At 31.1% G+C, this 25,609-nt stretch carries 24 protein-coding genes, 1 other RNA gene and 1 pseudogene; 15 read left to right on the top strand and 11 right to left on the bottom strand.

The features are described 5' to 3' along the window. Position 1 precedes the first annotated feature (1 nt). The 3 genes from D6200_RS03250 to D6200_RS03240 form a co-directional block, all read right to left on the bottom strand. Complete coding sequence (locus D6200_RS03250) at positions 2-1,393, bottom strand: bifunctional UDP-3-O-[3-hydroxymyristoyl] N-acetylglucosamine deacetylase/3-hydroxyacyl-ACP dehydratase (RefSeq protein ID WP_073183976.1); 1,392 nt, start codon at positions 1,391-1,393, stop codon at positions 2-4. Next, positions 1,386-2,426 carry a UDP-3-O-(3-hydroxymyristoyl)glucosamine N-acyltransferase gene (lpxD, locus tag D6200_RS03245; RefSeq protein ID WP_047788756.1) on the bottom strand — a complete coding sequence of 347 codons (1,041 nt, stop codon included), beginning with the start codon at positions 2,424-2,426 and terminating at the stop codon, positions 1,386-1,388. Before lpxD ends, D6200_RS03250 begins: the two co-directional genes overlap by 8 nt. 65 nt (positions 2,427-2,491) lie before the next feature. Beyond that, entirely contained in the window at positions 2,492-3,724 is a 1,233-nt protein-coding gene (locus D6200_RS03240; RefSeq protein ID WP_083574828.1) for an HD domain-containing protein, read from the bottom strand. A gap of 152 nt (positions 3,725-3,876) precedes the next feature. Here D6200_RS03240 and porX point away from each other — a divergent pair, with 152 nt between their 5' ends. The 4 genes from porX to D6200_RS03220 are packed head-to-tail and all read left to right on the top strand — an operon-like array spanning position 3,877 to position 7,501. Then, entirely contained in the window at positions 3,877-5,424 is a 1,548-nt protein-coding gene (gene porX / locus D6200_RS03235; protein ID WP_073184179.1) for a T9SS response regulator signal transducer PorX, read from the top strand. 50 nt (positions 5,425-5,474) lie between these two features. Next, positions 5,475-5,888 (top strand): tRNA (adenosine(37)-N6)-threonylcarbamoyltransferase complex ATPase subunit type 1 TsaE, encoded by a 414-nt coding sequence (gene tsaE / locus D6200_RS03230; RefSeq protein ID WP_073183971.1) that lies wholly within the window; start codon positions 5,475-5,477, stop codon positions 5,886-5,888. Between the two features lie 6 nt (positions 5,889-5,894). Next, positions 5,895-7,091, top strand: a complete 1,197-nt coding sequence (locus D6200_RS03225) for an alanine dehydrogenase (RefSeq protein WP_047788753.1) — start codon at positions 5,895-5,897, stop codon at positions 7,089-7,091. A gap of 38 nt (positions 7,092-7,129) precedes the next feature. Continuing rightward, positions 7,130-7,501: a DUF4258 domain-containing protein gene (locus D6200_RS03220; protein WP_047788752.1), complete on the top strand. Its 372-nt coding sequence runs from the start codon at positions 7,130-7,132 to the stop codon at positions 7,499-7,501. Here D6200_RS03220 and D6200_RS03215 read toward each other — a convergent pair. Genes D6200_RS03215 through D6200_RS03205 form a run of 3 tightly spaced genes read right to left on the bottom strand, consistent with a single transcriptional unit; the run spans position 7,498 to position 10,728 of the window. Continuing rightward, on the bottom strand, positions 7,498-8,091 hold the full coding sequence (locus D6200_RS03215) for a YdeI/OmpD-associated family protein (RefSeq protein WP_073183969.1): 594 nt from the start codon (positions 8,089-8,091) through the stop codon (positions 7,498-7,500). The genes D6200_RS03220 and D6200_RS03215 overlap by 4 nt on opposite strands. Continuing rightward, positions 8,091-8,519 carry a VOC family protein gene (locus tag D6200_RS03210; RefSeq protein WP_073183967.1) on the bottom strand — a complete coding sequence of 143 codons (429 nt, stop codon included), beginning with the start codon at positions 8,517-8,519 and terminating at the stop codon, positions 8,091-8,093. The genes D6200_RS03215 and D6200_RS03210 overlap by 1 nt, the downstream gene beginning before the upstream one ends. Before the next feature lie 13 nt (positions 8,520-8,532). Further along, positions 8,533-10,728 carry a RecQ family ATP-dependent DNA helicase gene (locus D6200_RS03205; protein WP_047788749.1) on the bottom strand — a complete coding sequence of 732 codons (2,196 nt, stop codon included), beginning with the start codon at positions 10,726-10,728 and terminating at the stop codon, positions 8,533-8,535. Positions 10,729-10,874: 146 nt separating this feature from the next. Between D6200_RS03205 and D6200_RS03200 the strand changes: the two genes are divergently transcribed. The 4 genes and pseudogenes from D6200_RS03200 to lptB all read left to right on the top strand — a co-directional run. Next, positions 10,875-11,846, top strand: coding sequence for a KpsF/GutQ family sugar-phosphate isomerase (locus D6200_RS03200; RefSeq protein ID WP_047788748.1), 972 nt, complete (start codon positions 10,875-10,877; stop codon positions 11,844-11,846). A 1-nt stretch (position 11,847) separates the two neighbouring features. Then, positions 11,848-12,669, top strand: coding sequence for a twin-arginine translocase subunit TatC (gene tatC / locus D6200_RS03195; RefSeq protein ID WP_047788747.1), 822 nt, complete (start codon positions 11,848-11,850; stop codon positions 12,667-12,669). Next, a complete protein-coding gene (locus D6200_RS03190) occupies positions 12,644-12,991 on the top strand; it encodes a carboxymuconolactone decarboxylase family protein (protein ID WP_047788746.1) in 348 nt (115 codons plus the stop codon). The genes tatC and D6200_RS03190 overlap by 26 nt, the downstream gene beginning before the upstream one ends. 86 nt (positions 12,992-13,077) lie before the next feature. Further along, positions 13,078-13,812, top strand: a pseudogene (gene lptB / locus D6200_RS03185) (LPS export ABC transporter ATP-binding protein); the annotation flags it as partial. A 539-nt stretch (positions 13,813-14,351) separates the two neighbouring features. On the opposite strand, the gene D6200_RS03180 reads toward lptB, so the two are convergent. Then, a complete protein-coding gene (locus D6200_RS03180) occupies positions 14,352-15,098 on the bottom strand; it encodes a CDP-alcohol phosphatidyltransferase family protein (RefSeq protein WP_073184177.1) in 747 nt (248 codons plus the stop codon). Positions 15,099-15,203: 105 nt separating this feature from the next. Between D6200_RS03180 and D6200_RS03175 the strand changes: the two genes are divergently transcribed. Both D6200_RS03175 and D6200_RS03170 read left to right on the top strand, forming a co-directional pair. Then, positions 15,204-16,181 carry a YheT family hydrolase gene (locus D6200_RS03175; RefSeq protein ID WP_073183965.1) on the top strand — a complete coding sequence of 326 codons (978 nt, stop codon included), beginning with the start codon at positions 15,204-15,206 and terminating at the stop codon, positions 16,179-16,181. Positions 16,182-16,264: 83 nt separating this feature from the next. Beyond that, positions 16,265-17,452 (top strand): lipoprotein N-acyltransferase Lnb domain-containing protein, encoded by a 1,188-nt coding sequence (locus D6200_RS03170; protein ID WP_240627197.1) that lies wholly within the window; start codon positions 16,265-16,267, stop codon positions 17,450-17,452. Here the strand turns inward: D6200_RS03170 and aroQ are convergent. The 3 genes from aroQ to D6200_RS03155 form a co-directional block, all read right to left on the bottom strand. Beyond that, entirely contained in the window at positions 17,429-17,845 is a 417-nt protein-coding gene (aroQ, locus tag D6200_RS03165; protein WP_073183962.1) for a type II 3-dehydroquinate dehydratase, read from the bottom strand. The genes D6200_RS03170 and aroQ overlap by 24 nt on opposite strands. Positions 17,846-17,942: 97 nt before the next feature. Then, entirely contained in the window at positions 17,943-18,419 is a 477-nt protein-coding gene (locus D6200_RS03160) for an outer membrane beta-barrel protein (RefSeq protein ID WP_073183960.1), read from the bottom strand. Positions 18,420-18,612: 193 nt separating this feature from the next. Further along, positions 18,613-19,134, bottom strand: coding sequence for a hypothetical protein (locus D6200_RS03155; protein ID WP_073183958.1), 522 nt, complete (start codon positions 19,132-19,134; stop codon positions 18,613-18,615). Between the two features lie 96 nt (positions 19,135-19,230). Between D6200_RS03155 and xerA the strand changes: the two genes are divergently transcribed. Continuing rightward, entirely contained in the window at positions 19,231-20,157 is a 927-nt protein-coding gene (xerA, locus tag D6200_RS03150; protein ID WP_073183955.1) for a site-specific tyrosine recombinase/integron integrase, read from the top strand. Positions 20,158-20,177: 20 nt separating this feature from the next. Here xerA and ffs read toward each other — a convergent pair. Beyond that, an RNA gene (gene ffs, locus D6200_RS03145) (signal recognition particle sRNA small type) lies at positions 20,178-20,276 on the bottom strand. Positions 20,277-20,453: 177 nt separating this feature from the next. On the opposite strand from ffs, the gene D6200_RS03140 reads away from it, so the two are divergent. From D6200_RS03140 to D6200_RS03125, 4 genes are all read left to right on the top strand, one after another. Beyond that, complete coding sequence (locus D6200_RS03140) at positions 20,454-20,981, top strand: DUF4199 domain-containing protein (protein ID WP_073183952.1); 528 nt, start codon at positions 20,454-20,456, stop codon at positions 20,979-20,981. A 79-nt stretch (positions 20,982-21,060) separates the two neighbouring features. Then, positions 21,061-22,017, top strand: a complete 957-nt coding sequence (locus D6200_RS03135; RefSeq protein ID WP_073183949.1) for a glycosyltransferase family 2 protein — start codon at positions 21,061-21,063, stop codon at positions 22,015-22,017. Positions 22,018-22,050: 33 nt separating this feature from the next. After that, positions 22,051-23,760 carry a phospho-sugar mutase gene (locus D6200_RS03130; protein ID WP_073183947.1) on the top strand — a complete coding sequence of 570 codons (1,710 nt, stop codon included), beginning with the start codon at positions 22,051-22,053 and terminating at the stop codon, positions 23,758-23,760. Continuing rightward, positions 23,760-25,586 (top strand): ABC transporter ATP-binding protein, encoded by a 1,827-nt coding sequence (locus tag D6200_RS03125; RefSeq protein WP_047788738.1) that lies wholly within the window; start codon positions 23,760-23,762, stop codon positions 25,584-25,586. Before D6200_RS03130 ends, D6200_RS03125 begins: the two co-directional genes overlap by 1 nt. The last annotated feature ends 23 nt before the right edge of the window (positions 25,587-25,609 follow it).

Raw genomic sequence — 25,609 nt, 5'->3', positions numbered from 1 at the left:
ATTATTTTACTTTTGAAATTTGTGCCATAAGCTCTGCTTCACACACCAATTTTCCATTAGCGTATGCATAAGCTTGCATATGAGCAATACCTCTTCTTATTGGAGTTATTAATTCACTTTTAAATATTAATGTATCTCCTGGTAATACTTTTTGCTTGAATTTAACATTATCCATTTTCATGAAGTATGTTAAATAGTTTTCTGGGTCAGGAACTGTATTTAATACTAAAACTCCTCCACATTGTGCCATAGCCTCCACTTGAAGAACTCCTGGCATAACTGGTGCTCCAGGGAAATGTCCAACAAAGAAATTTTCATTCATTGTTACATTTTTCATACCTACCACATGTTTGTCTGATAATTCAATAATTCTATCAATCAATAAAAATGGTGGTCTGTGAGGTAAAATATCCATTATTTTATGGATATCCATTAATGGTGGTTGGTTTAAATCATAAGAAGGAACATTGTTTCTTTTTTCCTTTTTTATGATTTTAGCTAATTTCTTAGCAAAAGCAGTGTTTACAGAATGCCCTGGCTTGTTGGCTATTACTTTTCCTTTAATTCTAACGCCTGCTAAAGCTAAATCACCAATAACGTCTAACAATTTATGACGTGCAGCTTCATTAGCCCAATGTAATGTTAAGTTGTCTAAAACTCCGTTAGGCTTTACTGTTATGTTGTCTTTATTAAAGGCTTTTTTTAACTTTTCCATTGTACTGTCAGACAACTCTTTGTCAACATAGACAATAGCGTTATTCAAATCTCCACCTTTAATTAAATCATTTTCTAACAACATTTCAATTTCGTGTAAGAAACTAAATGTTCTTGCCGCTGAAATTTCTTCTTTAAAGTCTGAAATTGTATTTAATGTGGCATTTTGAGTACCTAAAATCTTAGTTCCAAAATCTACCATAGTAGTTACTTGGTATTCATCTGAAGGCATTAAAATAATTTCACTTCCTGTTACTTCATCTTTATATGAAATAACTTCTTTTACCACATACTCTTCAATTTCTGCTTCTTGCTCAACAATTCCAGCTTCTTCTAGAGCTTCTATAAAAAATTTAGACGATCCGTCCATTATTGGAGGTTCAGAAGCATTAATCTCTATCAATAAATTATCAATATCTAATCCAACTGCTGCAGCTAAAACGTGTTCAGATGTTTGTATTTGAACGCCATTTTTTTCAAGGTTTGTTCCTCTTTGTGTATTTGTTACATAATCAGCTTTTGCTTCTATCACGGGTTCCCCTTCTAAATCTACTCGCTTAAAAGCAAATCCATGATTTTCTGGAGCTGGTTTAAAAACCATTGTAACTTCATTACCAGTGTGCAATCCAACACCTGATAACGTAACTTCGTTTTGTATTGTTTTTTGTTTCTTACTCATTTTTTATTTTTTGAGCATTCAACTCTTTTTCTATTTTATGTATTGTAGTTGCTAATTTTGGTAAGTTTTTAAAGTGTACATATGACTTACTGTAGTCTGAATATCCAAATGCTGGAGAACCTTGTACTACTTCTTCATCTTTTAAACTTTTTCCTATCCCTGATTGGGCTTGGATCTTCACATTGTTTCCAATAGTGATATGACCAACAATACCTACTTGACCTCCAATCATACAGTTTTCTCCTATTTTAGTTGATCCTGCAATCCCTGTTTGAGAAGCTATCACGGTATTTTTACCAATCTCTACATTATGAGCTATCTGAATTTGGTTATCTAATTTTACTCCTTTTCTAATTATTGTAGATCCAAGAGTAGCTCTATCAATAGTTGAATTAGACCCAACATCTACATTATCTTCTATAATAACGTTTCCTATTTGTGGAATTGCTTTATATTCTCCATTTTCATCTGGTACAAATCCAAAACCATCTGCTCCAATAACTGTTCCTGAATGTATCTTACAATTATCACCTACAACGGTTTCAGAGTAAATTTTTACTCCTGCAAAAACAACTGTATTATCGCCAATAGTAACATTATCGCCTATATAAGAATTAGGATAAATTTTAACATTATTACCTAAAACCACATTTTCTCCAACATAAGCATAAGCTCCAATGTACTCGTTATCTCCAATAGTAGCTGATTCAGCAATAAAATGAGGATTTTCTCTTCCTTGCTTATTATTCTTTACCTCATTGTAAAACTCCAAAAGTTTTGAAAATGCTTTATACGCATCTTCTACTTTAATCAAAGTAGTTTCTATTTCCTTTTCAGGAATAAAACTTTTATTTACAATAGCTACCGATGCTTTGGTTGTATATATGTATGAGTTATATTTTGGGTTTGATAAAAAGGTTAAAGAACCTTGTTTGCCTTCTTCTATCTTAGAAAGTGTGGATACTTCAGCTCCTGGATTTCCATCAATCTCTCCTTCTAAAATATCGGCTATTTGTTTTGCTGTAAATTTCATTATCTGCAAAAGTAATTATTTTTGTTCAAATACTTCTTGATTAGAGTTTGTTTCTAAGTATTCACCTACTTTATTTTCTTAGGATAGCACAGGTAATATTTTACTACAGGTTTTGTTAATGCTTTAAGATTTAGCTGATCAGAAGCTTTTGCTATGTCTTTTAACTTCCCTTTTTTTGTATAAATTTTAATTGGTTTCTTTGTATTGTATGCTTGATGTTTTATTTCATTTGAAAAAACAAAATATTCGAGCTCTTGTTCACTTAAGTCTACAAGTTTTCTGAGCTTTCTACGCCTCTTTTCAATATACTCCTCAGTAAATGGTTTTTCCTGAATTTCAATCTTTAACAAACTTCTGTCTATAATTTTTGTTGCTAATGTAGATAATATAAAGTCTTCATGATTCTTCCATTCTTTTATTGCTGATAAAACATCATAATCGTCTAACTCTGAAAATATTTCTAATGTTGCATTTGAGAAATTTTCTTTATTTATCGGATTATACAAGAAGTACTTGAGTGCTCTACTAGAAGGTAACTCTACTCCTTTTGTTGCTAACTCCTTTGCTCTCTTTAATATGCTTACCAAAAGGTTTTCAGCTACTAAACCTGTTTTATGTAAATAAACTTGCCAATACATTAGGCGTCGCGCAATAACAAATTTTTCTACCGAATAAATTCCTTTTTGCTCAATAACCAATTCGTTATCTACCACATTCATCATTGCTATTAAACGATCTGATGAAATGTTTCCCTCTGCTACTCCGGTAAAAAAACTATCTCTTTTTAAATAATCCAATCTGTCAATATCTAATTGACTTGATATTAATTGGTATAAAAACTTACGTGGGTGTTTCCCTTCAAATACTTGAATAGCTAAACTTAACTTCCCAGCAAACTCATCATTCAAGACTTTCATAAATTTTAATGAAATTTCTTCGTGAGTTATTCCATTCACAATGCTATGCTCTAAGGCATGTGAGTATGCTCCATGACCTATATCATGTAACAAAATAGCTATATATAAAGCATTTGCTTCTTCTTCTGAAATTTCAACGTTCTTCATTCGCAATACATGTACCGCTTTTTGCATTAAATGCATGCAGCCTATTGCGTGATGAAAACGTGTGTGGTTAGCTCCAGGATAAACCAAGTTTGACAAGCCCATTTGTGTAACTCTACGTAGCCTTTGAAAATATTTGTGCTCGATAATATCAAATATTAGAGAATTTGGTATGGAGATAAATCCATAAATAGGATCGTTAATTATCTTTAATTTGTTGGTTTTTGATTTCTTCAAAATATATAAATCCTTGAATTTTAAACAAAAAAATCATAATTTATCTACAAAACCAAATTAACCAGCGTTTAATTAACGTATTTTTAGCTTTTAAAAACACAACAAAACAGCTTTTAGGCGTTATTTAGGTAGTAAATAAATTGAAAATTATGATGAGAAACATACATATTCTTTGGGTAGATGATGAAATAGATTTATTAAAACCACATATACTTTTTTTAGAAAAAAAAGATTACAAAGTTACAACCTGCACCAATGGTACAGACGCTATTGACTTGGTTAGTGAAAATAATTTTGATATTGTTTTTTTAGATGAAAACATGCCAGGTATTACTGGATTAGAAGCACTTTCAGAGATCAAACAGAAGAATACAAACCTTCCTATTGTTATGATTACTAAAAGTGAAGAAGAGTATCTTATGGAAGAAGCTATTGGTTCAAAAATTGCTGATTATTTAATCAAGCCAGTAAACCCAAATCAAATACTATTGAGTTTAAAAAAGAATTTAGACCACTCTCGCTTAGTTTCAGAAAAAACAACATCTAGTTACCAACAAGAGTTTAGAAAAATTTCGATGGATTTAGCTATGGTTAATTCTTATGAGGAATGGGCTGAACTTTATAAAAAATTAGTTCATTGGGAACTTGAGCTGGAAAACATCAACGACACGGGGATGTTAGAAATTTTAGAATCTCAGAAATCTGAAGCTAACTCACAATTTTTTAAGTTCATTAAAAAGCATTACCAACATTGGTTAACAGGAGATGATAAACCCACATTTTCGCACACTTTATTTAAAGATTATATAGTTCCTAATTTATCCAAAAGTCAGGGAGTTTTATGGGTAGTGATTGATAACCTCCGTTATGACCAATACAGAGTTTTAGAACCTTTTATTAATAATTATTTCAAGAAAGAAGAAGAATACTCTTATTATAGTATATTACCCACAGCTACTCAATATGCACGTAATGCTATATTTTCTGGATTAATGCCTTCTGAAATGGAAAAAAGACATCCAAACTATTGGAAAAACGATATTGATGAAGGGGGAAAAAATTTATTTGAGGCTAATTTTTTAGATGAACAAATAAAACGTTTAGGTCTAAATATTACTCACGAATATTACAAGATAGTTTCTTTAAAAAGTGGAAAAGATTTAGCTGATAACTACAACGGAACACGACAAAATGACCTTACTGCTGTAGTTTACAACTTTGTTGATATGCTTTCGCATGCCAAAACTGAAATGGAAGTTATTAAAGAACTTGCTGGTGACGATAAAGCCTATCGTTCTTTAACAGTAAGTTGGTTTAAAAACTCACCTCTTTACGAGATTATTCAAAAAGCACAAAAATTAGGGCAAAAACTAATAATTACAACCGATCACGGTACCATAAACTGTAAGCACCCTACTAAAGTTATTGGTGATAAAAACATTAGTTCCAACTTACGATATAAAACTGGTAGAAGTTTGAGCTACGAAGATAAAGATGTATACGCAGTTAAAAATCCAAAAGATATTTTCTTACCCGCAGTAGCTATTAATAGCCCTTTTATATTTACAAAAGAAGATTTGTTTTTTGCTTATCCAAACAATTATAATCACTTTGTAAAGTATTATAAAAATACTTATCAACATGGAGGAGTTTCACTCGAAGAAATGATTATTCCTTGTGCTGTTTATAATCCAAAATAGTGAAAAAGTAAATTTTATTAACAAACATTACTTCATTATTTTTGCTACTTATGAACAGAAATTATTCACTTAGCGAGTTGACAGCTGTAGCTAAAGAAATCATTGCTACTTCCCAACATAAAATATTACTTTTTTTTGGAGAAATGGGAGTTGGTAAAACGACATTAATTAAAGAAATATGTAAAGTTTTGGGTGTAGAAGACATTGCCCATTCTCCTACTTTTTCTTTGGTCAACGAGTATAAAACAAACTCAAACGAAACAGTATATCATTTTGATTTTTACCGTATTGAATACGAAGAAGAAGCTTATGATATGGGGGTTGAAGACTATTTATACAGCAATAACTGGTGTTTAGTTGAATGGCCTGAAAATGTTAAAAATTTACTACCTTTAGATACTGTTTCAATATCAATTAGCTTGCTAGAAAACGGGCAACGAAACATTCAATTAAAAACTAACTAAATTTAGATGGGTTCTATTTCACCTTTTACCAAAGAGCAGTTAATGCCACAAACCGAAATGCTTGAAATTAAAAAGCAGAAAGGAGATTTATTTATAGGGTTACCAAAAGAAACTCATTTTGAAGAAAAAAGAATTAGTTTATCTCCTGATGCTGTTGCTGCATTAGTAGCTCACGGACATAGAATTGTAATTGAAACTGGTGCTGGTGAAGGAGCTAATTATAGTGACCAAGAATATTCTGATGCTGGTGCAAAAATATCCTACGATATCAAAGAAGCTTTTGCTTGTAATATTGTACTAAAAGTAGAACCACCGTCTTTAGAAGAAATTCAGATGTTAAACCCTCAAACGGTTTTAATTTCTGCTCTACAATTAAAAACACAAAACAAAAAATACTTTGAAGCTCTTGCTAAAAAAAGAGTAACAGCAATTGCTTTTGACTATATTAAAGATGAACACGGTGTATTTCCTATAGTAAAATCACTAAGTGAAATTGCCGGAATTGCCTCTATGCACATTGCAGCTGAGCTTATGACTGCTTCTAATGGAGGAAATGGTTTATTACTAGGAAATATAGGAGGAGTTCCTCCAACTGATGTAGTTATTTTAGGTGCAGGAACTGTTGGAGAATTTGCAGCCAAAACAGCAATTGGACTGGGTGCAAGAGTTAAAGTTTTTGACAACTCAATAACAAAACTTCGCAATTTACAATCATGTGTACAAGCACCTATTTATACGTCAACAATTCAGCCTAAAACCCTACAAAAAGCTTTAATGCGCTGTGATGTAGCTATAGGAGCTATTAGAGGAAAAGACCGCTCTCCTGTGGTTGTTACTGAAGAAATGATTGAACAAATGAAAGATGGTGCTGTTATTGTTGATGTTAGCATTGATAGAGGTGGCTGTTTTGAAACTTCTCAAGTTACCACACATAGTAAACCTACTTTTTCTAACCATGGGGTAATACATTATTGTGTGCCTAATATTCCTTCTAGATATTCTAGAACAGCTTCTGTATCTATTAGTAATATTTTCACTCCTTACCTCCTAGAAATAGCTGAAGAAGGAGGTTTTGAAAATGCGGCTCGCTTTGATAAAAGTTTACGTAATGGCATGTATTTTTACCATGGAATCTTAACTAATAAAACTGTAGCTGACTGGTTTGACCTTCCTTATAGAGATATTAATTTATTGATTTTATAGTTCAATTTTACTTACTTTTGCACTTCAATTTTTAAATTATGCAGTGGTTAAAACGTGTTGGTTATTATTTAATAGGGATTGCCTTAGGTAGTTTAGTCGTTCTTTTTATTTGGAAAGGTAAAGATGTTTCTTTCGATTATGGAATGGATGCTCGTACTTTAAAGACTATTAGAATAAAAAAGCGTTTGTTTTCTGATAACGCTCAGCAAATATTAGCTACTTCAAAGATTGATACTACTACCATTTCTACTATTTTAAATAATGGAGATGTAGATTTTGGAAAAAGCAAACCTCGTTTAAAACCTTGTGCAGAGTACTTTATAACTGGAAAAGATAGCTTAAGTCACATTGACTTATATGTTATACGTTGTGACTCAACTGCTACAATTGATAAGATTACAATTAACTAACAATTTTTATACTTATCATACAGTCCTATACCGTTTAGTATCATCGGAATTATTTTTTCAAGTCGTTTTTCTTTGGTCGCTACTCTTTTTGCTTCAGAAATATAATTGATAAACTCTCTTTGCTTACTCAAAGTAAACTCGTTAAAAGTTTCCTTTAACCTATCGTTTTTATCCAATTCTAACTGTAATTCTTTAGGTATAATTATGGGTTTAGTATTCTTTTTAGCTTTTAATTCTCTTCCTTCTTCAGAGTTTTTAATAGCTTCTAATACATATTGTTTAATAAGTATGGTATCAATCTCACCCAATTCATTAAATCGCCATTGACGCATTGCTTGTGTTTTTCCTTCTTGAACATTTACCAATACTTTTTCTTTATCAACTAAAAAACTCCCCTGAAAAAACCATAATCCACAATAGTTTTTAAAAGCAGATAATCCTACTATATTTTTTCCTTTATGCACATAAACAGGTGCTCCCCATTTAATAGTTTCTTCAACAGGAAGATCCATAAAAACAGAACGCAAGAGATTTAACTCTTGCGTCCAATTATTTTTATCTAATATATATTGTGTTACTTTAGGGTTCATTACGCTATTTGTTCTTCTAAAGATACCATCCAATTTACACCATACTTATCTTTTAACATTCCAAACTTACCTCCCCAAAAAGCTTCTTCAAAAGGCATCATAACAAAAGCCCCATCAGAAGAAAGTCCATTAAAAACAGCAACTGCTTCATCTTCGTCTTCAGTATTTATACTTACTGCAAAGTTATTTCCTTTTGTAAACGCTTCTTTTTCATTTAAAAAATCAGACCCCATAATAGAGAAACCTCCTGCTTCTACAGTACAATGCATTGTTAATTCCATTGCTTCTTCAGGAATGTTTTTACAAACTTCTTCTGGAGCATCTTTAAATTGCATCAACATTGTCATTTCACCACCTAAAACATCCGCATAAAAAGTCATTGCTTCTTTGCAGTTTCCGTTAAAATGTAAGTAAGTACTTGCTTGCATATTGTTAAGTTTTTTAGTTAGCTATTTCACTGGTAAATTTAATACGCATTAATCGTAATTCATCATCATCATAATCTCCATCAAACTCATCCAAGGCTTCTTGAATTTTATCTGTCTCAGCTTCCATAAAATAATCATGAATTTCTTCCTGCTGATCCTCATCAAGTAAGTCATCTACTGCATAATCAATATTAAGTTTAGTTCCCGAAAACACAATAGCTTCCATCTCCTTTATTAATTCAGACATTTCTAAACCTTTAGACTTAGCAATATCTTCTAAAGGCAATTTTCTATCAGTATTTTGAATGATGTATAGCTTTAATCCAGAATTAACTCCAGTACTTTTAACTATTAAATCATCAGGACGCATAATATCGTTGTCTTCCACATATTTTGAAATAAGCGCAACGAAATCTTTACCATATTTTTTAGCTTTCCCCTCACCAACACCATGAACCTTTGCAAGTTCATCTAATGTTACAGGGTATTTTAATGCCATATCATCTAAAGATGGGTCTTGAAAAACCGCAAAAGGAGGAACTCCTAAACGTTTTCCTACTTTCTTTCTTAAATCTTTTAGCATTACTACCAATTTATCATCTACTCCTCCTGCTGATTTTTCATTGGTTATAATAGTACCATCATCTGCTGTTTTATAAACGTGATTTTCTGTCATCATAAATGATGATGGATTTTTTATAAACTCTTTACCTTCTTTTGTTAATTTTAGAACTCCATACTGTTCTATTTCTTTCTTGATTAAATCTGCAACTAGAACTTGACGAATTAAAGCCATCCAGTAATGATTATCTTTAGCTTTACCAATACCAAAAAAAGGTTGATCGTTTGTTTTATGAGATTTTAACAATGCATTTTCTTTACCAATAATTGTGTTTACAATTTCTTTTGGTTTATACATTTCACTAGTATCTCTAATAACAGATAATAAAGTTACTACTTCATCTTTAGCTTCGTGCTTCTTCTTAGGATTTCGCATATTATCATCCATATCAGCGCCTTCTCCATTTACTTCATCAAATTCTTCTCCAAAATAATGCAGTAAATACTTACGTCTGTTCATTGATGTTTCAGCATACCCTACAACTTCTTGTAATAGAGCATGTCCAACTTCTTGTTCAGCAACAGGCTTGTTCGCCATAAACTTCTCAAGCTTTTCGATATCCTTGTACGAATAAAAAGTTAAACAATAACCTTCTCCTCCATCACGTCCTGCTCTACCAGTTTCTTGATAATAACTCTCTAAACTTTTAGGAATGTCGTGGTGTATTACAAAACGAACATCTGGCTTATCAATTCCCATACCAAAAGCAATCGTAGCTACTACAACATCACAATCTTCCATTAAGAACATGTCTTGATGCTTTACACGTGTTTTTGCGTCTAAACCTGCATGGTAAGGAACAGCATTAATTCCGTTAACTTGTAAAATTTGCGCTATTTCTTCCACTTTTTTACGACTCAAACAGTAAATAATACCTGATTTTCCTAATCGTTGTTTTATAAAGCGAATAATGTCCTTTTCTACATCTTTAGTCTTAGGTCTAACTTCGTAGAATAAATTTGATCTGTTGAAAGATGCTTTAAACACATTTGCATCTGACATTCCAAGAGTTTTAAGAATGTCTTCTTGTACTTTCTCTGTTGCAGTTGCAGTTAAACCAATAATTGGTACATTATCAATCTGTTTAATAATATTTCTCAGGTTTCTATACTCAGGTCTAAAGTCATGTCCCCATTCAGATATACAGTGCGCTTCATCAATAGCTACAAATGATATTTTTTGTCTTCTTAAAAACTCAGCGTACTCTTCTTTAATTAAAGATTCAGGAGCTACGTACAATAACTTGGTAATTCCCGATTCAATATCTGATTTTACTTGTGCAATCTCCGATTTGTTCAACGAAGAATTTAACACATGGGCTATTCCATGATTTTCAGAAATACCCCTAATGGCATCTACTTGGTTTTTCATTAAAGCAATTAATGGCGATACCACAATTGCTGTACCTTCCTTCATTAAGGCAGGTAATTGATAACATAGCGACTTACCACCCCCAGTTGGCATAATAACAAATGTGTTTTTATTCTCTAACACACTGTTAACCACATCTTCTTGTAGCCCTTTAAACTGGTTAAATCCGAAGATTTTTTTTAATGATCCATATAAATCCGTCTGCTCTTTATTCATCTTCTAATATCAAAAATTAAAAACGAGAACTAATTTACAAAAATTCCCAACAATACATAACGTAAACTTTCTTTTTATTAAAAAAGATTTTCTTCTCAAATTATTCCTATTTTTACACTTTAAAATATATTTAAAACTTTTTTAACTTGAAAGACGCAAACGCTATTCTCTCAACCGCAAAAGAAACTATCCTTTTAGAAAGTAATGCTATTGCTAATTTAGCAAATTTATTAAATAGCTCGTTTACGGACGCTGTTAATTTTATATTTAATTCAAAAGGTCGTGTTATTGTAACTGGTATTGGAAAAAGTGCCAATATTGCAACTAAAATGGTCGCTACTTTTAACTCAACAGGTACACCTGCTGTTTTTATGCACGCTGCTGATGCTATACATGGTGATTTAGGTAACGTACAGGATAACGATGTAGTTATTTGTATTTCTAAAAGTGGAAATACTCCTGAGATAAAAGTCTTAGTACCTTTAATTAAAAACTATAACAACAAAATTATCGCTATAACAGGGAATCCTGACTCTTTCTTAGGAAAAAATGCTGACTTCCTTTTAAATTCTTTTGTTGAAAAAGAAGCTTGTCCTAATAACTTAGCTCCAACAACTAGCACAACAGCTCAGTTAGTTTTAGGAGATGCTTTAGCTGTATGCTTATTAGAATTAAGAGGTTTTTCAAGTAGTGATTTTGCAAAATATCATCCTGGAGGTGCTTTAGGCAAGCGGTTATACTTAAGAGTTTCTGACCTTATTAAAAATAACGAATTACCTAAGGTGAAAAGTATCGACAAAGTTACCCAAGTAATTGTAGAAATTTCTGAAAAACGTCTAGGTGTGACTGCTGTTGTTGATACTAATAATAAAATTACAGGAATCATTACTGATGGAGATATTCGTAGAATGTTAAGTAAAACGACAAAGATAGATGAACTTACCGCTGCTGATATTATGAGTACATCACCAAAAACAATTGATGCAGATGCTATGGCTGTTGAAGCTCTAGACACGTTAGAAAACAATAATATCACTCAAATTTTAGTTACTGACATTAATAACAATTATGTAGGTGTAGTTCACTTACACGATTTAATTAAAGAAGGAATATTTTAAGATGGCAGAAAAAGAAATGTCTTTTTTAGACCATCTTGAAGAGCTAAGATGGCATTTAGTAAGAAGTTTTGTAGCTATTTTTATTGTTGCAATTGTAATTTTTGCAAACATTAATTTTGTTTTTAACGAGATACTTTTAGCTCATCTAAAACCCGATTTTGCAACCTATCAATTCTTTTGTAAAGTATTTTCTTCTATTGGAATTGACAGTAGCTTTTGTACAATAAAATTCAAACAAACACTACAAGCTTTAAATCCTACTCAACAATTAATGACAGGGATTTGGTCTTCTCTAATTTTAGGTTTTGTAGTTGCTTTTCCTTATATTTTATGGGAATTTTGGCGATTTATAGCTCCTGGTTTACACGAAAGTGAAAAGAAAAAATCAAAAGGATTTATTTTTACTTCTTCTTTTCTATTCTTTCTAGGTATTTTGTTTAGCTATTATGTTATTTTACCTATGTCTGTATACTTCTTTTATAATTTTGAAATATCAGACGCCATACAAAATAATTTTAAATTAGAAGCCTATATTGGTCTTATTACTAACACATTATTAGGCGTAGCTATATTTTTTGAACTTCCTGTAGTTATTTTCTTTCTTTCTAAGATAGGATTGATTACACCAGATTTTTTAAGAAAATATCGTAAGCACGCCTTAGTAGTGGTGTTGGTATTATCTGCAATTATTACACCTCCAGATGTGGCTAGCCAAATAATAGTATCAGTTCCTATTATGATCTTATATGAGATGAGTATATATGTATCAAAATTTGTCATAAAAAAACAACAAAAAAATGTCACAAAAAATCCAAGAGTTTAACGACTATCGTGCTAAAATGAACGAAAAGATTTTAGCTTCAGACAATAAAGTAATCAAACGTATTTTTAATTTAGATACTAACGCATACACAGAAGGACATCTTCCCGTAAAAACAAAAGAACTTTTAGGCTTAGTAGCTTCTGCTGTATTACGTTGTGATGACTGTATTGCTTACCATTTAGAAACAGCATATAAAAATGGTGTAACAAGAGAGGAAATGATGGAAACCATGAGCATTGCTACATTAGTAGGCGGTACTATTGTTATTCCTCATTTAAGAAGAGCTGTAGAGTTTTGGGAAGCTTTAGAAAACGAAGCTTAATTTATGTATAAATTGATTTAAGAAGTTTTTAAGAAACAGTTTTGTTACTTTTATTCTTTAATCAATTCTATTTTCAACAAAAATAAATGAAGTTAAGAGCAGACAACATACAAAAGGTATACGGTAGTAGAAGAGTAGTTAAAGGAATTTCTTTAGAGGTTGAGCAAGGTGAAATTATTGGATTATTAGGTCCTAACGGAGCTGGTAAAACAACCTCTTTTTATATGATAGTAGGAATGATTAAACCTAATGATGGTCATATTTTTTTAGATGATGAAGAAATTACTACCGATGCTATGTACAAACGTTCTCAAAAAGGAATTGGTTATTTAGCACAAGAAGCTTCTGTTTTTAGAAAACTTTCAGTGGAAGATAATATTATGTCTGTTCTTGAATTTACTGACAGAACTAAAGCTGAAAGAAAACAACGCTTAGAAGAACTAATTGATGAATTTAGTTTAGGACATGTACGTAAAAACCGTGGTGATTTGTTATCTGGTGGCGAGCGTCGTAGAACAGAAATAGCACGTTGTTTAGCTTCTGACCCTAAATTCATTTTATTAGATGAGCCTTTTGCTGGTGTAGATCCTATTGCTGTGGAAGATATTCAAGGAATTGTAGCACAGCTGAAAAATAAAAATATTGGTATTTTAATTACCGATCATGATGTACAAGCAACATTGGCAATCACAGATAGAACTTACTTAATGTATAATGGAGGTATTTTAAAAGAAGGAACTCCTGAAGAACTGGCTGAAGACGAAACTGTTCGTAGAGTATATCTTGGAAAGGATTTTGAGCTTAAAAAGAAGAAGTTTGATAATCAAGCTGTAACACAAAATCATTTTATAATTGAAAACGCAAAAGAAGAAGATATCTTCTCTTCTTTCTCAGAAGCATACCGCACTCATAATTTAAAAGAAGGTTTTAAACTATATAGAAAAAAAGGAAATGTTAATTCATTTCTTGTAGTACCTGCCGATAATATGAGCTTTGTTGATTTCTGTAATCTTTCAATTGATATAAAAGGCTTAGAGGTGAAAGGAAACATTAAAGTTTCTGATCATGGCTATAAAAAAATAGCTAATTATAATGATTGGTGCAACTTTGAAATAAACGCTGATAAAATTATATTAACCAATAGAAATAACGAAAGCTGGGATGTGTATAAAAAAGGAGAGTTATCAAAAAACAAACTTATAAGTAAAGTCTTTGTTGAAGATAAAATATCTTTAGACAATTACCATTTTATAAGTAATATTTTTAAAACTCAAAAAGACACCTAAAACAACTTTCAAAAACAAAAAAGCACGTTGATTTATAACGTGCTTTTTTGTTTTATTTAAAAGGGTAACTAATTCTATTTTAAAGAAAGCTTTTTGTCTGAATTATTTACTATAGATAGTATTACATAAGAAAGAATAATTATTGGAATTGCTACTATTTTTAGCGTTACAATTAATATAACTGACAAAGCTAAAAACACATACTTAATCACATTATCTTTAAAATAAAAGTTCTTAAATTTCAGAGAAAATAAAGGAATTTCAGCATTCATTAGATACGTAAATAATATTGTAATTAACATCAAAAAATATTGATTTTCAATAAAACCTATTAAAAACGATTCTTTATCAAATTGAGCTATTAATGGCAATGAAATCACAAATAAACTCATTGCTGGTGTCGGCACACCTATAAAACTATCAGATTGACGTTCATCAATATTAAACTTCGCTAAACGATATCCAGCTCCCAGTGTTAACAATAATCCTAAATATGGTAAGTTACTACCTGTTGCTCCGTATTCATCAACTCCAAAATATCCAACAGCATCTATGTCTAAAGCATTCACCAACATTTGCATCATTACAATTCCCGGTACTACCCCACTCGTTACCATATCTGCTAAACTATCTAACTGCTTTCCTAATTCACCCTGTACCTTTAACATACGAGCGGCAAATCCATCAAAAAAATCAAAAAGTATCCCTAGCATTACCAAAATTGCTGTGGCAAAAAAATCACCTTTTATAGCAAAAATAGTAGCAATAGTACCACATAACAGGTTTCCTAAAGTTAATAAATTAGGGATATATTTTTTAATATTCATAGTATTCATAATTTACAGCTAAAATAAGAAATCATTCAATGGTTTTTACATTTTAGCTATTTTTTGTCATCTTTGTTTAAAAAGCTATAAAATAGTATTATGCCAATCATTTCAGATACATTTTCTCCTAGTTTACCTTTTAAAAGTGCTCATTTCAACACTGTTTACCGACCTTTATTCATGAAAGACACTATTGAATATAACCGAAAAAGAGTCACAACCTGGGATGCTGATTTTATTGATTTAGATTTTTCCATAGTAGAATCTAAATCACTTGTGTTATTAATTCACGGACTAGAAGGAAGTTCTCAATCAAACTATATGATCAGAACATCTAATCATTTAAACAATATTGGTTTCGATACAGTTTGCATGAACTTAAGAGGTTGCAGCGGAGAAGATAATTTACTTTTAGAAACTTACCATAGTGGAAAAACTGATGATGTTGAGTTTATTATTAAACATTTAAACAGCAATTATAATTACGAAAATATTATAATTATTGGTTTTAGCTTAGGAGGTAACCTAACACTGAAGTTTTTAGGAGAGTATAACAATATTCCTTCCGAAATAAAAGGAGGAATAGCTGTATCTGTCCCTGTGGATTTAACATCATCTCAAGCCGAATTAAACAAACTAAAAAACAAAATTTACCTAAATGAGTTTTTACGTACCATGAAGTTGAAACTGTTACAAAAAGCCGAAAAGTTTCCTGATTTTCAGCTCGACAAAGAACTTTTATTCAAAGCAAGTAAATTCAGACATTTAGAAAAACAATATACAGTTCCTGTTTTTGGATTTAAAAGTTCAGAGGATTATTGGGAAAAAGCAAGTGCAAAACCTTTCATTCCTGAAATAAAAGTACCTACATTACTCATAAATGCTTTAGATGATAGTTTTTTATCAAAAGAGTGTTACCCAATAAAAGAAGCTAAAAACATGAAAAACTTTTACTTATCCACACCAAATTATGGTGGACATGTTGGCTTTATATCTTCTTTTTCTAATACAGAAAACAGGTGGTTAGAACAACGGATTTCAAAGTTTATTCATGAAACTCTTGGAATTAAACCTTAAACAATAACCTAAAAAATCCTCAGTTATATTAATCAGATTTATGATATTTGTATAAACACCAATAATAACCCTCTCAGGTCCTTATGATGATAAAAAAACATGTATTTCTTTTACTTTGTTTAGTAGTTATTAACCTAGGTTTTTCTCAAAGAGTTAATACTTTAGGTTTATCTAAGTTTTCTCAAATCAGTATCATTACTTCTGGTCCTGGAGAAGCTTTATATGAGAAATTTGGACACACAGCTATCCGTGTGAAAGATCCCGTTTTACAGTTAGATTTACTCTACAACTATGGTATTTTTGATTTTGACGACCCTAACTTTTATGTAAACTTTACTAAAGGATATATGAAATATAAATTAGCTCGTTATCCTTTTCATTTATCTTTAAAAAGTGCTCAACAAGACAAACGTTGGGTTAAAGAGCAAATTTTAAATTTAACACAGCAACAAAGAAATGAGTTCTTTCAGTTTTTAGAAACAAATTCTCTGCCTGAAAATGCAAGCTATTTTTACGACCCTTTTTTTGATAACTGCGCTACTAGACCTCGTGATATAATTCAAAAAATCACAAATGATAATTTAGTTTTTAAGGATGATTTTGTTACTAAAAAACAATCTCTAAGACAATTAATGAACAAAGAAATCAATCCGAACACTTGGGGTAGTTTAGGAATTAATATTGCATTGGGAAGTAAATTAGATAAAATTGCAACACCTTTAGAATATTTATATCTGCCCGATTATGTTTTTGAAGCTTTAAAAGCATCTAGGGTAATTAAAGGTGAAAAAGAAGAAAACTTAGTACAAAAAACTAATATTTTGCTCGATTTTAAAGAGAAAGAATCAAAAAGTGATGCTCTTAGTCCGTTTTTAATTATTTTATTATTCTCTCTACTGGGATTATTTATTACTTATAAAGACATTAAAAACTCTAAAAGAAGTAAATGGCTTGATTTTGTTTTATTTTTCACCACAGGAACTTTAGGATTGTTAATTGTGTTCTTATGGTTCTTTACCAATCACTCCACAGCTCCAAATAACTTTAACTTTTTATGGGCGTTTGCTCCAAATCTTATCATAGCTTTTTTCTTGTTAAAAAATGAGCCGCCTCTTTGGATTTACAAATACTGTCTAGTTCTATTATTTTTTTTAATAATTATACCAATTGTATGGTTAACTAAAGTACAGTTATATACTTACCCTACGATTCCTTTATTTGTATTGTTAGGAATACGTTATTGGTATTTACAACAAACTTTGAAGTGCTAATTCATACCCTTTCAAGCCAAAACCAAAAATAACTCCTTTTGCATTCGGAGCTATATAACTTACATGACGAAACTCTTCTCTGGCATGTATATTAGATATATGTACTTCAACTACAGGTGTTTCAATACCTTTTACAGCGTCGCCAATACCAACAGAAGTATGGGTGTACGCTGCTGCATTTAGAATAATACCATTATAATCAAAACCAACTTCATGCAGTTTATCTATTATTTCTCCTTCAATATTCGACTGAAAATATTCTAACTGAATATCTACATATTTATTTTTTAATTCTTTCAAATAGTCCTCAAAAGTGCTTGATCCATAAATAGTTGGTTCACGCTTCCCTAATAAATTCAAATTAGGCCCATTAATTATGATTACTTTTTTCATTCTTAATATTTTCTAAAGTAAAAATACTCTTTTTAACTTTTAAGCATAAAAAAAGGAAGCAAATTTGCTTCCTTTTTTCTTATTGTAAAGTTTATTACTATAAAGAGAAAGAATAAACTCCTCCTAAACCAAATGTAGCAACGTTAGCACCATCAACACTAATTCCTTTGTAATCAGCTTGAATTGTGATTTTTTCAGTCACTTTGTAACCTACAACTGGTCTGTAATAGAATCCACTTTCTTGACCATCTTGATAAACTCCAATTCCATAACCTAAGTCAGCCCCAACTACAAACTTCTCAGATACATCATAACGAGCAGCAGCAGCTAAAGGTAAGTAACCTAAATCTGGTCCGTCTCCGTTAATGTGTAAGTAAGATACAGATGGTCCTACTTTAAATCCTTCAGCTACATTAAATAAATAATTAGCTTCAATTGCTCCAGAAACATCATATAAATCACTATTTAAATCTCCTGAAGGTAAACCGATAGTTCCACCAACGTTTAATTCTGTTTCTTGTGCATTAACAGCTAAACCGAAAGCCATCATAGCAACTACTAAAAATTTTTTCATAATTTTTGTTTTATAAGTTTTGTTTTGAGCCGGCAAATATACATTTAATTAAGAATCTAGTTGCTCTTTTTTTTAAAAAAAAGTCTTACAAATATATTTTAACACCTAAATCATTAATAGCAAAACACTTATACTTAAAATAAAAAAGGGATGCACATGTGCATCCCTTTTTTACTCTTTATTGATATATTTCTTAGAAATGTAAAGCAAACCCTACATTAAATTGGAATGTGTTAATATCTTCTGTATCACCTAAACCTAAGTTATATCTTAAACCTGGCTCTATACTTACCATATCTCCTAAGAAAATAGCATAGCCTGCTTGGAATCCTAAATATGACGCATCATAAGCATCATAAGAAGCTCCTGAGTAATCAATTTGTACTGGAATCATACTAGAAATGTAATATTTTGCTCCGATTTTGTAAGAAAAAGCATCGTCATTACCTCTATCATTGTACCCTAATCCTAATTTAATTGCTAAATCATCCATAATGAAATAACCTGCTTCAGCTCCAATTCCCCAAGTTGTAGTTGATCCAGATGGTGTATCTCTATTAGATAATTGGAATCCTGTAGCAGCTTCATGAGCAGCTCCAAATCCTGTGTTACCTTCTACTAACCACTTCCCTTTTGCTGTTTGTCCATTAGCTTCTTGTGCATTAGCTGTAAAACTAGCAGCTACCATAGCAATTACTACTAATAATTTTTTCATAATTTTTAAATTTATAATTTTAAGTTTGTGCTGCAAAAATAATTTTATTTTTATTTTTAACAATGTCTTTTTCTAAAAAAAACACCTCTTTTTATAATGAACTGGAAACAAGCTATATCTGATTATACTAACTATTTAAAAATCGAAAGAGGGCTTTCAAAAAACTCTATAGACAGCTATCAAAGGGATGTAAATAAGCTATTTTTATTTTTAGATAATCTAGAAAACTCCCCTTCTCCAATTCATATAACTGCAGAAACTATTCAGCAATTCGTCTATGAAACTAGTAAAAGTATCAATGCTCGTAGTCAAGCTAGATTAATTTCAGGTTTACGTAGCTTTTTTGATTTTCTGGTATTTGAAGATTATCGAGAAGACAACCCAACTGATTTAGTAGAAAGCCCTAACATTATTAAAAAATTACCTGATACTTTAGAAAAAGAAGATATAGATAAATTAATTGCTGCTATCGATTTAAGTCATCCACAAGGGGAACGCAACAAGACTATTATTGAAACTATTTATAGTTGTGGTCTTCGTGTGAGTGAGTTGATTAATTTACAATTATCCGATTTATTCTTCGACGAAGGATATATACGCATACTAGGAAAAGGAAATAAATATCGTTTTGTTCCAATACACATTACAACAATTCATAGACTTAGCTTTTATATTAATGAAATCAGGTCTCAAATTACTCCAAAAAAAGAAGATGAAGACACTGTTTTCTTAAATAGAAGAGGAAAACGTTTAACTAGACAAATGATTTTTATAATTCTAAAAGAGTTAGCCCAAAAAATCGATCTTCAAAAAAGTATTGGTCCGCATACATTAAGGCATTCTTTTGCGACCTATTTACTTAAGAATGGAGCTGATTTACGTGTTATTCAACAATTATTAGGACATGAAAGTATTACAACTACAGAGATTTATGTGCATTTAGATACTAGTTTTCTTAAAAAAGTAGTAGAAGATCATCACCCTAGAAGTGATAAGAAAATAAAAAACGAAGAAGAGGAATAAACGAAACTATTGAATACAAAAAAAGGCAAGCTACCTACATCACACCGCTACGACCTAATACCCTTGCTGCGTTCCCGCCCTGGGGGATTCAAAGGGAGCTGGTTGTGTAGGACTTGCCGATGCAAATTTACAACCATTTTTTCGTAAAAAACAACAAAATTTCAATAAAAAAACTGTAACATTTCTAAGTTTTTGAATACTAATAGTTTGTTGTTGTTATTTTTTGCTTTTACCAGTATTAAATAAACGTAACATTAAAAAAAGAATATATTTGTATCACTAACTAAATTCACACAATGGAAAATCAAACAAACAGCAAAAACATTATTTTAAACTATGGGTTAATTTACGGAGGAGCTATAGTTTTAACCAACCTTATAATTTATGCTTTGGGTATGACCTTCGATACTGTGGGAGGAATAATTAATATGATTGTGTTAGCTGCATGTATTATTGCTCTTCCTATTTTAGCTATTAAAAAATTTAAAAAAGATAATAATTCTTTTTTAACCTGGGGGCAAGCTTTAAAAATAGGTGTAGGTGTTGTTGCTATTGGCGCTTTAATAAGTATTATCTATAGTCATATTTTCACTGGCCTTATTGAACCAGATTTCTATAACCAATTAAACGAATTCCAAACTCAAAAATTACTAGATGCTGGTTTAACAGACGAGCAAGTTGATACTCAATTAGCTATGCAATCTAAATTTCAAGGAACTCTTATTGGAGATGCTTTAGGGTTTTTATTTTATATTTTTCTTGGCTTTGTAGTATCTGCCATCGGAGGAGCTATCATGAAAAAAACAGAAGAAGATCAATATTAAAAATAGTTTAAAGTAGTAAAAGTTTTACATAAAAGTAATACTTCGTAACTTTACCTTTTTTTAACATCGAATAAAATATATGGATATATCGGTAGTAATACCACTTCTTAACGAAGAAGAATCTTTACCAGAATTATATGATTGGATTGCAAAAGTTATGCAATCCAATCAATTTTTATATGAACTTATCTTTATTGACGATGGTAGTACTGATAATTCTTGGAAAATAATACATGAGTTATCGCAACAACACCAAGAAGTAAAAGGCTTACAATTCCAGAAGAATTATGGGAAATCCCAAGCCTTAGACGCTGGTTTTAGCTTAGTACAAGGGCGCGTTGTAATTACCATGGATGCCGATTTACAAGACAGTCCGGATGAAATTCCTGAACTATACCGTTTAATCACTGAAGATAATTTTGATTTAATTTCTGGATGGAAGAGAAAACGCTATGACAATGTAGTCACTAAAAATATTCCATCTAAGCTATTCAATTGGGCAGCACGTAAAACATCAGGGTTAAAATTACATGATTTTAACTGCGGACTAAAAGCTTATAAAAATGAAGTAGTGAAAGCTGTAAAAGTAAGTGGTGAAATGCACAGATACATTCCTGTGCTAGCTAAAAATGAAGGATTCAACCGTATTGATGAAAAGATAGTACAGCATCAAGCTAGAAAATATGGAGAGACAAAATTTGGTATGGATCGCTTTGTAAATGGATTTTTAGACTTAATAACCATTTCATTTTTATCTAAATTTGGAAAACGTCCTATGCACTTTTTTGGCTTGTGGGGAACGTTAATGTTCATATTTGGTTTCCTTTCAGCCTTTTATATTGGAGCGATGAAAATTTACCATCTCTCTACAGGTACCAAAACAATACTTGTTACCAGTAACCCTTGGTTTTATATTGCCTTAACCTCTATGGTTTTAGGTACACTTTTATTTTTAGCAGGCTTTTTAGGCGAGCTGATTATTAAGAGTAATCCGCAACAAAAACATTATACAATCAAAGAAAAACTGAACTTTTAAACCCGTATCTTTGTATGTTTTTAAATTTTACACATGAAAGAGATTTTAAACAACGCTAAACAATGGCTTTCTGACACTTTTGATTCAGAAACACAACAAGAAATTCAGCAATTAATCAGCTCTAGTGCTGAGGATTTAGCTGATCGCTTTTATAAAAACCTAGAATTCGGAACGGGTGGAATGCGTGGAGTTGTAGGTGCAGGTACTAACCGAATTAATAAATATACCTTAGGAAAGGCTACCCAAGGGTTAAGTAATTACTTACATAAAACATACCCTAATAAAGCGTTAAAAGTAGCTATCGGTTATGATTGCCGTCATGATAGTGAATGGTTAGCAAAGGTGGTTGCCGATGTATTATCAGCAAATAACATTCAAGTATTTTTATTTGAAGATATGCGTCCAACTCCAGAATTGTCTTTCGCTGTAAATTACTTAGGGTGTGATGCTGGAATTGTTTTAACAGCTTCTCATAACCCACCAGAATATAACGGATATAAAGTATATTGGAATGATGGCGGACAAATAGTACCTCCACAAGATACAGAAATCATTAATGAAGTAAATTCGTTAGCTTTTTCTGAAATCAATTTCAATACGAAAGAAGAATTAATTACTTCTATAGGAAGTGAAATAGATGAAGCTTTTTGGAAAGCTTCCTTAGCCAATGGTACTTTTGATATAAAAGGACGTGAAGATTTAAAAATTGTATTTACTTCATTACACGGAACTTCAATCAAATTAATTCCTGAAGTTTTAAAACGTGCGGGATATACACAGGTTCATATTGTTGAAGAACAAGCCATTCCTGATGGTGATTTTTCTACGGTTGAATCTCCAAATCCTGAAGAACCAGCAGCTCTTAAAATGGCCGTAGATTTAGCTAATAAAATTGACGCCGATATTGTTTTAGGAACTGATCCAGATTCAGATAGAATTGGAATAGCAGTAAGAGATATAGATGGAAACATGACCTTGTTAAACGGAAATCAAACCATGAGTATGATGACCGATTTCTTAATCAACGATTGGAAAAAACAAGGAAAACTAAACGGAAAGCAATTCGTAGGATCTACGATAGTTTCTACTAATTTGGTCAATGAAATCGCCGATTCTTATGGAGTTGAAACTAAAGTTGGTTTAACAGGTTTCAAATGGATTGCTAAAATGATCAAAGATCACCCAGATCTTAATTTTATTGGTGGTGGCGAAGAGAGTTTTGGCTATATGGTAGGTGACTTTGTTCGCGATAAAGATGCAGTTACCTCTGCCCTACTTGCTTGTGAAATTGCAGCTAATGCAAAAGCTAATAATAGTTCTTTTTATAAAGAATTATTAAACTTATACACACGTCATCATTTATACAAAGAACATTTGATTTCTTTAGTGAAAAAAGGAATGGACGGTGCGCAACAAATCAAACAAATGATGATTGATTTACGCAACAATCCATTAACTGAAATAGATGGTACTAAAGTTGAATATTTGTATGATTATCAATCTTCAATAAGAAAAAACTTACTAACTGGTGAAGAAACTGTAATTGATATTCCTAAATCAAATGTATTAATCTATCAAACCCAAGACGGAACTAAAATTGCCGCTCGCCCAAGTGGTACTGAACCAAAGATTAAATTCTACTTTAGCGTTAATAGTAAATTAAATGATATTTCCAATGCTAAGGCAGTAGAAGAAGAGCTAGACACCAAAATACAACGAATTATAAAAAAATTAAACCTATAATGGACTACTTTAAAAAGATTATTAAATATGCTATTCCATATAAAAAGTATGGCTATTTAAATGTATTATTTAATATCTTATATGCTCTTTTTTCTACACTTTCTTTCTTGGTATTAATGCCTATGTTAGAGGTTATCTTTAAACCAAATACTATTAAAGTAACTGAAAAACCAGTTTTTGAAAGTGTTACAAAAATAATCGACTATTTTAAGGCTAATGTTTCTTATTATGTATATGAAATTGCTGGTGACGATAAATCAAAAACGTTAATGGTTGTTGTAGGTTTAGTTATAACTACGTTCTTTTTTAAGAATATTTTTAACTACTTAGCTATGTATTTCATTACTTTTTTAAGAAATGGTGTTTTAAAAGATATTCGAAATGATTTATATAGAAAGACTATAGAATTACCTATCTCCTATTTTTCTGAAAAAAGAAAAGGTGACACCATGGCTAGAATAGGGACTGATGTATTGGAAATCCAGCATTCATTTTTATCTATCTTGGAAATGTTGGTAAGAGAGCCTTTAACTATTATTTTCACCATTACTGCAATGATAGCTATTAGCTTTAAACTTACTCTTTTTGTGTTTGTTTTTATTCCTATTTCCGGATATGTTATTTCTCTAATTGGTAAAAGCTTAAAGCGAAAATCAGATAGTGTACAAAAAGAACAGGGATATTTCTTATCGCTTTTAGAAGAAACTTTAGGAGGACTAAAAGTAATTAAAGGCTTCACTGCTGAAAAAGAATTTCAACAGAAATTTGAAAAATCAACCAATCGTTTTTACCATTTTTCTAATACTCTACTTAATAGAACAAATTTAGCAAGTCCAGCTAGTGAGTTTTTGGGAATTGGTGTTATTGCTGTATTACTTTGGTATGGAGGTATATTAGTTTTAGAAGAAGGCACGTTACAAGGAGAAGACTTCATTGCTTATATGGGATTAGCTTATAATATTTTAACACCTGCTAAAGCTATTTCTAAAGCTAGCTACGGAGTTAAAAAAGGAAACGCTGCTGCTGAACGTATCTTAGAAGTTTTAGAAACTAGCAATCCTTTAAAAGATATTCACAATGCTGTTGATAAGAAGACTTTTGATACTAAAATTGTTATAGAAAACGTTTCTTTTAAATACGAAAATGAATATGTTTTAAAAGATTTCTCCTTAACTATTCCTAAAGGAAAAATGATTGCTTTAGTAGGGCAATCAGGAAGTGGTAAATCAACCATTGCTAATTTATTAACTCGTTTTTATGATGTAAATAAAGGTACCATTCTACTTGATGGAATAGATATAAGAAACCTTAAAAAACAGTCATTAAGACAACTAGAGGGCTTAGTTACACAAGACTCTATTTTATTTAACGATACTGTAAAAAACAACATTACTTTAGGAGTTGAAGGTAAAAGCAACGAAGAAATTATTGAAGCTGCTAAAATAGCCAATGCACACGAGTTTATTAAAGATTTACCAAATGGTTATGATACCAATATTGGAGATAGTGGAAATAAATTGTCTGGAGGGCAAAAGCAACGTTTAAGTATTGCGCGTGCTGTACTTAAAAATCCTCCGATCATGATTTTAGATGAAGCAACATCGGCTTTAGATACAGAATCAGAAAAATTAGTACAGGATGCTTTAGAAAAAATGATGCAAAATAGAACTTCAGTTGTAATTGCACACCGTTTATCTACCATTCAAAAAGCAGATATGATTGTAGTAATGAAAAAAGGTAAAATTGTAGAACAGGGAACTCATGAAGAATTAATATCTAAAAGCGGAACATATAAAAAACTTGTAGAAATGCAGTCTTTAGGATAATAAAAAAAGAGAAGCTAATGCTT

Origin of the sequence: Tenacibaculum mesophilum (assembly GCF_003867075.1) — a bacterium.
Classification (GTDB): Bacteria; Bacteroidota; Bacteroidia; order Flavobacteriales; family Flavobacteriaceae; genus Polaribacter; species Polaribacter mesophilus.
This window is presented reverse-complemented; position numbering and strand designations above follow the sequence as displayed.